Source organism: Enterobacter asburiae (genome assembly GCF_008080435.1).
GTDB classification, from domain to species: Bacteria; Pseudomonadota; Gammaproteobacteria; order Enterobacterales; family Enterobacteriaceae; genus Enterobacter; species Enterobacter asburiae_C.
The window spans coordinates 151582-165016 of sequence record NZ_VRKN01000007.1; the positions used below are offsets into that span (position 1 = coordinate 151582).

The 13435-nt window shown below is 62.2% G+C and carries 1 protein-coding gene and 2 pseudogenes; all 3 read right to left on the reverse strand.

Annotated features, from left to right (window positions below; all coding sequences use genetic code 11):
* Positions 1–128: 128 nt before the first annotated feature.
* Positions 129–8513 (reverse strand): annotated as a pseudogene (locus FU672_RS15215) (hemagglutinin repeat-containing protein); the annotation flags it as partial.
* Between the two features lie 525 nt (positions 8514–9038).
* Positions 9039–11627 (reverse strand): annotated as a pseudogene (locus FU672_RS25470) (two-partner secretion domain-containing protein); the annotation flags it as partial.
* Between the two features lie 14 nt (positions 11628–11641).
* Positions 11642–13312 (reverse strand): ShlB/FhaC/HecB family hemolysin secretion/activation protein, encoded by a 1671-nt coding sequence (locus FU672_RS15220; protein ID WP_410053332.1) that lies wholly within the window; start codon positions 13310–13312, stop codon positions 11642–11644.
* Positions 13313–13435: the final 123 nt, after the last annotated feature.

The window sequence follows — 13435 nt, forward strand, 5'->3', positions numbered from 1 at the left end:
AATATCTCATCAACTGTAGCACTTTGCTCATCACTGACTTTTTTCCATTTATCGATAATCGCCTGACAGTCACCACCAGCTTTTCGACACTCAGAAAGTTCCTTATCGAATGCTACTGCCTGCGTACTGCTCAGATAGTTATTCTCAACACTATTCTTCCCAGCACTGGCTCCAGCCGCCGCACCAGCCGTATTTCCCCCGGCAATCCCGCCAGCTATGCCCGCTGAAATAGATGCCAGCGTACTCACGGTCTGCTTCTGCTCTTCCGTCAGCTTCGACGGGTCTGTGTCCGGATAGAACTGTCTGGCGATAGCTGTCGCAATCAGTTCGCCGGATGCGGCCCCCACTGCGCCCGCTGCGGCACTGTTGCCCTGAAGCGCTGCGGTTACGCCGCCGAGGATGGCATGGGCAATCGCTTTTGCCGCCGTATCGTCATCAATGCCTGCATGATGGCCGATGATGTTCGCCAGCTCCGGTGCTGACGCGCCCGCCAGCGCCCCTCCGATATTGCCGCCCGCCAGTCCCTGCAGCGCTGCCGTAGCCGCCTGGATGCCGCGCTGCATGGCGCTGCCGGTTCCGTAGGTCACCATCACATCTTTGTATGCCTTGGTATCACGCAGTTTCCCAAGATAATCCTGCCGCTCTTTTTCTGTCGCGTTTGCGGGGAGTGTTGCGCCGGATTCTTTCTGGGCCGCCTTCAGCCCGTTCAGGTCACCCTGCGTCCTGGCAATATCCGCCACCTGGCTACCAATGTCGCTGATCATCCCAACTGCGTTCAGACGGTTCTGCTCTTTCTCCTTGTCGAAGATGGGGCTGATGCTGTCGTTAGCATGTTCGGTGTCGCGGCTCAGATCGGCCACGTCCTGCTTCTGGTTTGCCTTGTCGCGGATAGTGAGGGAGCCCTCTGCCACCGCGGCCTGTGTGGTGCCTTCCTTATGACCTTTATTACCCGCAGCGGAGATCATGCCGCCCGGCAGGTTGCCCTGGAATTTATCCCCGAAGCTGCCGCCGCCGCTCAGGCTGATACCGGAGTGCGACGTTTTAAAGTCCGCTTCATTGTGGATATCGCTGAAGCCCAGCGTCCCGGTATCGAGGCTGTTTTTGTCCGGCGTGGCGGTAGAGGCGATAACCGCGCCATCAAGCTGGGTGTGATGCCCCACGGTGATATCGAAGCCGCCGTCCCCGGCATACAGCCCGGTTTGTTCGGCCACCGAATCAAAGCGACTCTTCATCTTGTCCTGGCTGGCGTTGATATAGCCTGAACCGGACATGGTGCCGAAGGTGAAGCTGCCCCCCGCCGCAACGCTGGTCTGCTTGCTGTCGTAGTCACTGTTGTTCTGCTGGCTGCGCATCAGCAGATCGTGACCAACATCTGCCACGATTTTATCGCCGTTAACCTGGGCACCCTCGAGCACGGTGTCATGCCCGCTTTTAAGGGTGACGTTTTTGCCGCTGTCGATTGTGGTTTCGGTCCAGTCAGTACCGTTGCCTTTATCCTTGCCGTGCGCGGCGTTGACGTTGGCAAACACGCTGATACCCGCGCCGTTGCCTCCGGCACCGATGCTCACGCCAATACCGCCACCGCTGCTGCTGTTCTTGCCGCTTGTTTTTTGGGTATTCGCCGCGCCGGACAGCAGAATATCGTTCTGTGCATCCAGCGTGGTGTCACCCCCGGCTTTCAGCTGACTGCCCGCAATCACTATATCGCCGCTGTTCGCGCCTTTGTTTTTGCCGTTCGCGGTGATGGCGAGGTTGTTGCCTGCGTTCAGCGTGCTGCCTGCCACCGCATCACTCTCAGCATGCTGCTGTGATTTCGACTTCTGGGTCGTCAGCGAGAGGCTTACACCCATTGCGTTCGGGTCGCCGGTGGTTGCCGCCATATCCGCTGCCTGCCCGGCCTGCACGCCGGACAGCACCGTTTTGGTGGCCTGAAGGGCTTTCAGACGGCCATCACTTTGCTCTTTGGTCTCCTGCGCCGCGCTCACGGCATTGTTAATAGCGCTACCGACGGTGCCGGAGAGCGCCACGGTGAGCCCGCTTTTCTTCTGCTCGAAGGTTTCATCCCGGGTGCGCTTGTCGTGCCCCGGCTCGATGACGACGCTGTCGCCGCTGAGGCTTAAATCTTTCCCGGCGATAAGATCCGCGCCGCCGACGTGGGCCTGGTTTCCGGCAGAAATCGCCACGTTACCCCCCGTCGAACCCACCGTACTGAAGCTCTGGCTCTGGGTGGTGCCCTTCTCACGGAGATCGTGCGTACTTTTGCTGCTGCCAATGGTGAAACCAATCCCGCCCGAGCCCATCAGGCCGGATTTTTTCTCTTCCTTAAAGCGCCAGGAGGTGTCGCTGTTCGTGGCCGCCACGATATCGACGTTGTTGCCCGCCTTAAGCTGCACGTCGCCATCGCCCGCCACGGCGGAACCTAACACCCGCAGGTTATTGCCCGCCACCACCTGCACGTTATCGCCGCTCAGCAATGAGCCGGATTCACGCGTCGCGCTGTCCTCCTCGATGGTGTGGGTGGTTTTCTTGCTCAGGAAACCTTTTTTGGTTTTGGTCTGCTCTTTGTAGTGATAATCGCTTTCGGTTGCGGTATTGAGATTGACGTCGCGGCCTGCCGCCACGCCGATATCGCCCTTCGCCGTCACCTGCGCGGCTTCGGTGGTGACATCGCGTCCGGCGAGGATTTGGGTATTCGCCCCGCTGGCGATCTCGGTTCCCTGCTGACGCACCGATTCGTTAATAACGGTTTTCTTGCCTGACCTATAGCTGTCGCCCTGCGTGGTCTCTTCCGCAGCCAGATTCACGTCGCGACCCGCCTGCAGCCCGACGCTTTTCTCCGCCGCCAGCGCGACGGCCTGAGCGTTGATATCCTGCCCGGCCTTCAGGACCAGGTTATCGCCTGCGGAAATCGTGGTGCGGTCGAGCCCGGTGCTGTGGGATTCGCTTTTCCCTTTACGGCTGCTTTCGCTTGTCTGTGCCGCGTTCAGGTTCAGGTCGTTGCCCGCGCTCAGCCCCGCGCTGCCGCCCGCTTTCAGGTCGCTGGCGGTCACGTCAAGGTTGTGCCCGGCATTCACCAGCAGGTTGCCGCCCGCGGTGACGTTACTGCCCTGATACGTGACGGACGAACGGCTGGTTTTCTCCCGGCTGGAGCTGAATGCGTCGTTGATCTGGTTCGCGTTGACGGCAATATCGCCCCACGCATTCAGCAGCATATCGCCGCCGGAAGCCAGGTTCGCCCCGGTGACGGTGATGTTTTTCCCCGCCTCAAGCGACAGGCCATCCTGCGCGGTAATGGACGCCGTGTTGCCCAGCAGGGTGTCTTTCATGCCGATGTTGCCGTACTTCCCTCCGGCGTTGATATCAATCTGCTCAACCTGCGTCAGGTTGTTGATGCTGCCGTCCAGGCTCTCCAGCGCGACCGTTTTGCCGCTGATGGTGGAGCTGATGTTATTGATATCGCCGATGGCGCTCAGGTTCAGGTCACCGCCCGCTTTCATCAGGCCGTTGTTGAGGTTGCTGATGCTGTTCTGGCTGTCGAGCGTCAGGCTGTTTTTCGCCAGCAGCGAGCTGCCGCTGTTGGTGATGCTGCCGCCCTTCAGGGTGACATTGTTGCCCGCGATCACGCTGCCGTTATTGACGGTGACGTCCTTCGGCGACAGGTAGAGTTTCGGCACCATCACCGTTTCGCCGTTGACGGTGGCTTTTTCCCACCACAGCAGGCTGTGGTCGAGCGCGGCAATCTGATCGGCGGTCAGCGAGACGCCAAACTGCAGGCCCAGCGACTGCTGCGCCGACGCGGCGTTGTCCATCAGATAGCGCATCTGATCCAGATCGGAGCCGATGCCGTTCAGGTAACGGTTACCGGTCTGGTTGAGCACCACGTTGGAGACATAGCGGGTATCGAACGCCGCATCGCCGAGGAAGCGGTAGTCGTAATCCGGGTTCAGGTTGAGGCGGCCCAGCATATAGGACGAGCCGAGGAACTGCTTCTCGTCGGTAAACGCCGGCCGCGTCTCCTGCGGCGCCGTGGAAGACGGTTTGACCCCGAGCATCGCGTTCAGGTCGGCAAACAGGACGGGATCAAGCTGCCCGAGACCGTTCAGTTTCGGGTTGATGCTGATCAGGTACGGGCTTTTCGGGTTGTCGGAGAAGACAAAATAGCCGTTGTTGCCCGACGGCAGCGGGTAAGCGCTGGTATCGACGCGCTGGCCCTGATAATGCCCGACGGCACCGCCCTGAGCGGTTCGGAGATCGGCGGTGGTGACCCCGGCGTTCGCCAGTGCGCCCAGCTGGCCGAGGTTCGCATTGCCTTTTTGCGTGGTGGCAATGTTGCTGAGAGACGTGCCGGACGCGCCGCCGTTTTCCAGCGCGCCGCCGCCGTTAAGCTGCTGCAGCGCCCCCTGAAGCTGATCGTTCCACTGCGGCGAGTTCACCGCCACGGTGCCGGTAGCGTTCAGCCCCTGTTTTTGAACGCCGCTGCCGACAGTCTGGTTGCTGAGGGTGTTCAGCGACGGGGTGGAGATAACGTTGCTGACGCCGCCTGCATTGGCGGTGGTATTAGTGTTGCTGATGTTGCTGGTGAAGTTTGCGGTGACGTTGCCGCCCGCCTGGATAACGGCGCGAATAATAGCGCCCCCTTCATCTTGCACCCGCTCCTGACCTGTCAGCGTGTAGAGAGCCCCACCCGCGCCAACATAAGAGGATGAGTAAACCAGATAATCTGTATAACCCCCAGACTGATAGCTATTGTTATTGAGCACGTTTCCGCTTAACGCGACATTATCATTTGCCAGAATGTTACTTGCATTGTTATCTAGCGTAGCGGCGTTTATGTTCAGGTTTTGACCTGAAGCAATACGACCTGCCGCGCTATTCCCTGAAATGTCCATCGTTGTACGGGAGATAGCAAAACGCTGAGTTTTTCCTGTATCGGAAAGCTTATAGGATTTCCTGTAAAAAGGTTCATCCATAGTACATGCGCCCGTTGGACCGCAACTGCCAACCCATACGTCAGTACGGGTATAAACTATGTCGTAATTGAGTTTTGGCATGTCATCCAGAGATATCTGATATGATGCCGTTCCGACGTAAGCGGGATTGGTCAAAGTCTGCGTATTACCGCTCGACTCCATATCATCTCGTTCATTCAGCAAATGCCCCGTCCTGATCCCAATATCACCATTCTGCGTCTCAATATTCCCCGACGTGTTCACCACCTGACTGTTGGCATTCCCCGCTGCATCCCGCTGCATCCACAGGTTGTTCCCCGCCATGATGTCACCGCGCTGGTTGGTGATACTGTCGGCAAACAGCGCCAGATTATTCGCCGCGTACAGCAGCGCGGTGTTGACGATGGAGCCCGGTGCGCTGAGGGTCAGCGAGCCGCGCGTACCGGTAAATCCGTCGACGGTAATATTGCTCCGGCTGGCAACGGTGATATCGCCCCCGCCCTGCACCGAGCCCGCGGCGTTCAGCGCCACGCTGCTGCCGGAGAGCGTGCTGGTGCCGCCGCCGGTGGTGATTTGTCCGTTATTGCTGAGCTGCCCGCCCGCATTGAGGTTGACCGCCTGCCCCTGCAGCACGCTGCGGTTATCGATATCGCCGCCGCTGCTGATGGTCAGGGTTCTGCCTGCCGCCACGGCGGTTCTGCTGGTAAACGCGTTCGTCAGCTGCAGCGTTAAATCCCCCAGGGACACCAGCTGGCCGGTCAGGTCCAGCCCCCGGCTCTGCAGCCACAGGTTGCCGCCGCTCAGCAGCTTACCGCCCGCGCTCTGGGTCACCTGGTCGGCATTAATGTTCAGCTGCGTGTTGCCGAGCAGCGTGCCGCTGTTGTTCAGCTGGCCGTAGTTAACCGTCAGCTGTCCCGCCTGGGTGGTGCCCTGGCTGGCAAGCGTGGTGCCGGTCAGCGTGGCCCGGTCGGCCACCCACGTACCGCCGTTGACGGCGTTTGCCGCATTAAGAATCAGGTCGGTGGCCTGCAGCCAGCCGGTGCCGGAGAACTGCGGCGTGCCGAGCGTCAGGCGCGCGCCGGAAAGCAGCCTGCCGTCGTTACGCGCCTGCGAGGAGGCGGTCACGCGCGTCTCGCCGCCGCCCTGGATCAGGCCGTAGTTAAACAGCGCGGGCGTGGTCAGCGTCAGGCCATCGCGGCTGACGATTTCGCCCCCGCTGCTGTTGGTCAGCGTCCCGCTGAGGGCCAGCGTCGCGCCGTTATCGCCCTGCAGACGTCCGCTGTTGGTGAGCGCCCCGGTGGTGATGCCGAGCGTGCTCCCCTGCATTTTGCCGTCGCTGGTGACGGAGGCCGCCGTGACGTTCAGCGCCCCGCCGGAGAGCAGAGTCCCGGTCGACTGCTGGCTGACCGCGCCGGCCTGGCTGAGGGTCAGGCCATTCACCCCGCTGATGGCACCGCTGTTGCTGAGCGTGCCGCCTGTCAGCGTCAGGTTTTTCGCCGCCCACTGCCCCTGGTTCACCAGCGTGGCGGCCTGCAGCGTGGCAGTGCCCAGCGCGGTAATCTTACTGCCCGTGGTCCCGGTGAGCGCGTCGGCCAGCGTCATCTGCAGCCCGTCGGCACTCTGCACCGCGCCGCTGTTGTTGAGCGACTGCGCGTTAAGCAGAATGTTCTGTGCCTGCCAGCTGCCGGCGTTGGTCACCGCGCCGGATGTAATCGCCAGGGTGCCCTGGGTGAGAAGCTTACCGCCTGCGCCGTTAATCAGCTCCTGCTGCGGCGCGGCCATCGCCATGCGCGCCATCAGCCGCTGCTGCCCCTGCAGGGTCAGGCTCTGCAGGCCGGTTAAGGTGCCCTGGTTGTTAATGCTGCCCTGACGCAGCGCGAGGGTGCTCCCCTGCACGGTGCCGCTGTTTTTAAGCGTGCTGCCGCCGAGCGTCACATCGCCCTCGCTGAGGAGCTGCCCGCGGTTATCCAGCGTCTGCGCGGTGATATCCACCCTGCCCTGGCTCATCAGCGAGCCGGTTGAGGTCAGCGTGCCGCCGGTCGTGGCCGTCAGCGTTCCCTGGCTGAGCAGTGACCCGCCGTGCGTCCAGTCGGTGGCGCGGACGTCTGCGCCGTTCCCCTGCAGCGTCCCCTGCGTGGTCAGCTGGCCTGCGTTCAGCGTCAGCATGCCGCCGGAGAGGGTGCGCGAGGTCGCGCCCGTGGTCAGCGTGGTGCCGGTGAGCGCCAGGCCGTTCGTTCCCTGCATCAGGCCGCTGTTGTTCAGGTCGCGAGCGTTGAGGGTCAACGTGCCGCCGGTGATGCGCCCCGGGTTCGCCAGGGTGTCCGCGGTGAAGGTGGTCGCGCCGCCGCTCTGCAGCAGCCCGGTATTCGTTAACGCCCCGCTGAGCGTGCCGCTGAGTCCCGACTGCCCGTTCACCGTGCCGCTGTTAGTGAGGGTGGTGCCGGTCATGTCCAGCGTCGTGCCCTGCAACGTACCGACGTTCGTCAGCTGTCCGCCCTTCAGCGTGAAGCCGCCGCCGGAGAGCCATTTACCGTTCAGCTCGTTGATAAAGCGGTCGGCGGTGGCGTTAACCGCGTTGCTGCCCTGCATCAGGCCGCTGTTGCGCAGTTCCGCCGCGCCTGCGGTCAGCGTTTTGCCCGCCATCGTGCCGCTGCTGGTCAGCGTCGTCGCGTTAAGCGTGGCATCTCCGGTGGCCACGATGTTCCCGATACTGGTCAGGGTGTTGCTCAGGCCAAAATCCAGACTTTGCGCCTGAATATCTCCCCGGTTGGTCAGGTCGCTGCCCCGGAGGGTAAACCTGCCTTTCACCAGCAGCAGACCGGCGTTATCAAGCGTGTCGGGGGATAAATCCAGGTTGCTTCCGCTCACCAGCTGCCCGGTGGCACCGTTGCTCAGCGCGCGGGTGGTCAGCGCCAGCGTGTCGTTGCCCTGCAGAATGCCGGTATTGTTCAGCTGCGCGGCCTTCACCGTCAGCGCTTTCCCGGCCAGCTGGCCGTCGTTGAACAGCTGCGCCGCCGTCAGCGTGAACAGGCTCTGGCTGAGCAGGGTCCCCTGGTTATCCAGCCTGCCGGTAGTGGCAAGCGTCAGGGCGTCCAGCGCCTGGACGCTGCCCTGGTTGCTCAGGCTTCCGGCATCCAGCGTCGCGCGGCGCCCCTGCAGGCTGCCCGCGTTACTGAGGGTTTGCCCGCTCAGGGTCAGGGTCTCGCCGCCCGTCACCTGCCCCTGAGTCTGGTTCGCGAAGGTGTTGCCGGACCAGGCCAGCGTGCTGCTCCCCTGAAGCAGGCCGCTGTTCTGCAGGTCGCCCCGCAGGGTCAGCACTTTCGCCAGCAGCTGGCCCCGGTTATCGGTATTGCCGGCCTGAACGTCGAGCGCCTGCTGGCTGAGCACCTTACCGCTGTTGGTCAGCGCGCCGGTCACCACCGCCGTCACGCCCGCTTCCCCGAGCGTGTTACCGGTGTTAATCCACTCGCCGGTGGCCAGGTTCAGGGTGTTACCCTGCATGAGTCCGGCGTTGTTCAGGGTGGTGTGGTGCAGGTCGAGCGCGCCACCGGAGAGCAGCATGCCCGCCTGCTGGTTGCTGAGCTGTTCCCCCGTCGCCGTCAGGGAACGGGTTCCCTGCAGCGTGCCGCCGTTGGTCACCGATACGCTGCTAAACTGCGCGTCGGTACCGGCCATCAGCCCGCTGTTCGTCAGGCTGGCGGCGGTCAGGGTCAGGCCGTCCCGGGCAATCACCCGCCCGTCGGCATCGTTGCTGGCCTGGCGGGTCAGTTTCAGTAGCAGGGCGGTGGCGCTGAGCTCGCCGCTGTTGGCAAGCGTCTCGCCGTTAAGCGTCAGCGTTCCGCTGCTGCGCAGCGCGCCCTGGTTACTGATGTCTGCCACGCCGAGCGTCAGGGTATCTTCCCCCAGAACGGTGCCCTGGTTTTGCAGGCTGTTCGCCGTGATATGCAGGTCGCCGGCGGCAATACTGCCCGCGTTAGTAAACGCAGTGCCGTTCAGCGTGAGCCGGTCGTCCGCCAGCATACGTCCGCTGTTGGTCAGGTTGAGGTACTCACTGCTCAGGCTGACGCCGTTGATTTCACCCTGGTTTGTCAGCGTGTCGCCTTTAATGCGCAGCGTGCCGTCAGTGGTGATAAGCCCGCTGTTAGCCAGCACCGGAACGTTCAGCGTTAAATCCTGCGCGCTGTAGACCGACCCGCCGGCGAGGTTCGTGAGTGACCCGGTCTTTAGATTGAGCAGGGTGGTTCCCTGCAGCAGCCCGCCGTTCTCCACCGAGGCAGCGTCCAGCGAGAGGGTACCGGCAACCAGAGAGCCGCTGCTGGTGATGCGCCCGGGGGTCGTCAGGGTCATGCGGTCCGCTTTTGCAACACCGGACTGGAGGATGTTCTGTCCGCTGAGCGTAATGGCGCTGGCGGTGAGCTCCCCGCCGCTGGTCAGGTCGCCGGTCGCGTGCAAACTCAGCGTGTCACCGGTGGATTTCCCGGCATGCGCAATCGTGCCCGCCGTCACCGACAGGGCGCCCTTCGCCGCCCGGGTGCCGTTCAGCGTGGCATTCTGCGCCTGCAGGGTGAGCGCCTGCCCGCTCTGCAGGTGCGCATCCTGGCCGGTGATCAGGTCGCCGGTGCTGACGGTTAATGCCCCCGCCGCGTCCGTCTGCCCGTTCAGGCTGGCGCTGCGGGTCGCGGTAAGCTGGACATTGCCCTGGCTGGTGGTGCGGGACGCCTGACCGCTGGTCAGGGTACCGGCCTGCGCCGTCAGCGTCGTCGCGCCGGACAGGGTGCCATTCTGCTCAAGCGTGCCAGCGGTCACGTTCATCGCGCCGTCAGCCAGCAGGCTGCCGCCGTTACGCAGGGTCTGCTGCGCTGTGACGTTCGCATTACCTTTCGCGCTCAGCGTGCCCCGCTGCTCCAGGGTTCCGGCGCTTAACGCCAGGTTACCGGCGCTCTGCAGGGTGCCGTTGTTGGTGACCGTCTGCCCCTTCAGGGTGACGTCGTTGCCCTGCGCCGTGCCGCCGTTTGTCAGGTCTCCGGCATTCACATCCAGATGCCCTTTCGCCGCCAGCTGGCCGCTGTTTGACACCCTGTCGCCGGAGAGCGCAATGTCGCGCCCCGCATTCACCTGCCCCTGGTTACTGACGGTGCTGCCCGTCAGGCGGATATCTGCCGCGGCATCGGCCCTGCTCTGGCCGTCCAGGACTATCTGCCCGCCGCTCAGCGCCAGGCTCTCCCCTGCAGAGACCGCACTGGCCGTGGATGACAGCGTGCCGCCGCTGGTCAGCGTCGCGCGGGTATCGCTTCCGCTGCGGGTATTGGTCAGCGTGATGTCTTTCCCGGCCGCCACGCTGAGCGCGCCTTTGCTGGTGACGCTGCCGCCGCGCTGCGTCAGGCTGCCGCCGGTAGACAGCGTGGTGTCGCCCTGGCCTGTCAGCGTTGCATCCGAAAGTGCAACTCCCTGCCCGCCTGCGACGGTCAGTGCCCCGCCCTGTGCCGACACGCCGCCGCCGTTGACGGTCAGGGTGTCTTTACTGTCCAGCGTCGCCGCGCCGCGGGAGATAAGGGAGGTATTGCTGAGCGTCATCGCCTGCCCGCTGCTGACCGCCAGCGCGCCCGCGCTGTTTGTCCCGCCGCTCGTCATCTGCACTTTCCCCGCAGCGGAAAGGCGCATATCGCCCTGGCTGGCGAGCGTGCTGTTATTCAGTTCCACATCCTGCGAGCTGGCCACATTCAGTGCGCCACCGGCCTGATGGCTGCCGCTGAGGGCCACCCCCGCACCATTCGCGCTAATCGATCCGCTGGCCAGGCTGTTCGTGACCGTCAGTTTGCCGCCCGCATCCAGCTGAATATCGCCCTGGCGCGCGGTGAGGTTGCCGAGATTCACCCCCACGCCCGTCTCGCTGGAGACCAGGCGGATACGGTTGGCATACATCCCGCCAAGCGCGCCGGTATCCACCGCCACCACGGGCGCGGCACCCTCACCGGTAATCGGCTTAACGCTGCCGTCTGCGCCCACGCGGTTCGCCCCTGCCGTCACCGTCAGGTCGTTCGCGTGGATCGCGGCGTTCACTTCCGTTGCGCGCGCAATAATCGTCAGCGCGTCGCTCTTGCTGGCGTCCAGCCCCTGGCCTTCGACCGTGATGGCCCCTTTTGTCACTTCCAGCGCCAGCAGGTTACCGCTGGCGTCAAACTGCGGCTTGCCGGTTGTCAGGGTGACGTTCGGGGTGTTGATAAATCCGCACCCGTTACAGGTGATCCCGTACGGGTTGGCCACCATGACGTTTGCCGCCTTACCGGCGACTTCCGTATAGCCCTGCAGCTGCGAGCGGTTTGCCCCCGTGACTTCGTTGATGATGCCTTTCGCTTCCCGCCCGGCCTGCAGGTTGGGGTTGTTCTGGATAAGCCCGCCCAGCTGGGTCTGGGTTAAACGGTCCGCGCCGTTATTGAGGATAAGCCCCTCTTTGCCGACGTTATATTCACCGAACTGGTTATGCGAAATACCCGCCCCGTTCGGCGTGGCAATGTTGACGACCGGCACCCCGTTCCCCGCCCGATCGACCGTGGTCTGCCCGGTCGGCGTAAGCGCCGCCGCGACGGCAGGCGCCATCGGCTGCCAGACCATCAGGCCGCAGACAATCCAGCTGATCAGACGCTGCGAGAAACGAACGGGTGGGTGACGGGTATCCATAGTCGTAGAGTCTCTTAAAGCATGAAGGCAATGCGCCAGTTAACGCTCACATGATCCGGGCCGAGCCAGTCGGGGTAGTGCAACGGCGTACCGACCGAAATCTGGCTGCTGTACCAGCGCCCTGCGCTGCTCAGCCCCACCGAGCCTCCCCACAACGTGCCGGAGGCAAAGCGGTCCTGCCTGTCTTTTTCCAGCCAGCCGCCGTCAACGGCGACCGTTGCGCTCACCGCGCCAATCACCGGGAGGGTGAAGAGGGAATACCCCAGCTCGTTACGCCAGTAGCCGCCGTTATCCCCGGACAGGTACTGCTCTTTAAAACCGCGCACGGAGCTTTCGCCGCCGAGCGTCAGGCGCTCGGCGCCGTACAGCCGGTCGGGCGACCACTGGCCGTAGGCGCTGGTCAGCCACCACGCGTTACGGGCGACAGGACGCTGGAAACTGGCGTTCAGACTCCATTTACGGAATTCTGCCCGCGGCATATCCCCGGATTTATTTTCGTCGGTTTCGGCATTGAACCACGGCATGCCGTGGCTCCAGGTCGGGTTGAAGGTCGCCACGCCGCCCAGCATTTTTTGCGTGTGGGTAATCCCCAGGACCAGGCTGGAGAGGTTGCGCGTGCTGCTCTGAAGCGGCGCGTCGTTGAGCCAGTTGCGGCTGGAGCGCTGAACCATGCCAGCCGCAATGCCGGTTTTCACATCCCCGTTGCGGAAAACCACCCATGACGCGTTAAGGCGGTGGGTTTTGGTATCGCCCGTGGAGAGCCAGTTAAATCCCTGGTTACTGATGGTGGTCCGGTAATTACTCCAGGCGTAGCTGTAGTCCAGTAACCCGTAGCCAAACGGCACGCTGACGCCCGCCTGGAAATTCTGCGCATCGTACGCGCTGGCAAAATCACTGCTGCGCCCGCCGCTGACAAACCATTTATCCGCCAGCCCCAGCATATTACTGGCGGTGAGCACACCGTTAAGCTGGTCTTCACCGGTGCTCTTCTGCCCGCTATTATCCAGGCTTACCGATGCACTTAACGGAAATTCCGGCTTTGCCGTGAGATTAACGATGGAATATCCGGCCTGCGTCCCCGGAAGAATTTCAATCTGAACCGGTTCGGCGCGCAAACGGTTAATTTGCTCCATACCCTGTTCGATGTCGCGTAAATTAAGGATGCCGCCCACCCGTCCCGGAAACGCCATTTTCAGCATTCGCGGCGTTTCGCCTTCCAGACGGATCGCTTCCAGACGGCCTTCCAGCACAACAATATTCAGCTGACCGCCGGAGAGATCCTGCTCGGTGAGAAAAGCACGGCTGGTGATATATCCCCGGCTGATATACCAGTCAGAAATATGGGCGAGAAGTTCCGTTATTTTCGCCATATCCAGACACCGGCCCTGCCACGGCGCAACAAGGGCCTGTCGGGTTTTCGGGGGGATTAAGGTTGCGCCGGAAAGGGTAATGGTATCAATGGTGAAACAGGGCCCGGTGCCGGTAACGGGCAGCGGTCTGGCGGGCGCGGGGCGAGGAATACTCCGCTCCAGCTCTTCACGCTGTTGCTGGTTCTGTAATAAAAGCTGCTGCTGTTGCTGCTGAATAGTGTCGCGGTCGGCTGGCGACAACGGTGCAGCGTTAACGCTCGCTGAAAAAAGCGCAACAGATAAGATAAAAACAATATAATTTTCTAATGAAATTATTCTTTTTTTATTTTATTGCTATTCATCCATGCCACAAAATTTATTCGCAATTAATATTCTCGAAATATAGGAGCATTCTTAATGCGAGTATATCTAATTTGCTTTAAGGGACATCAAAGAAAA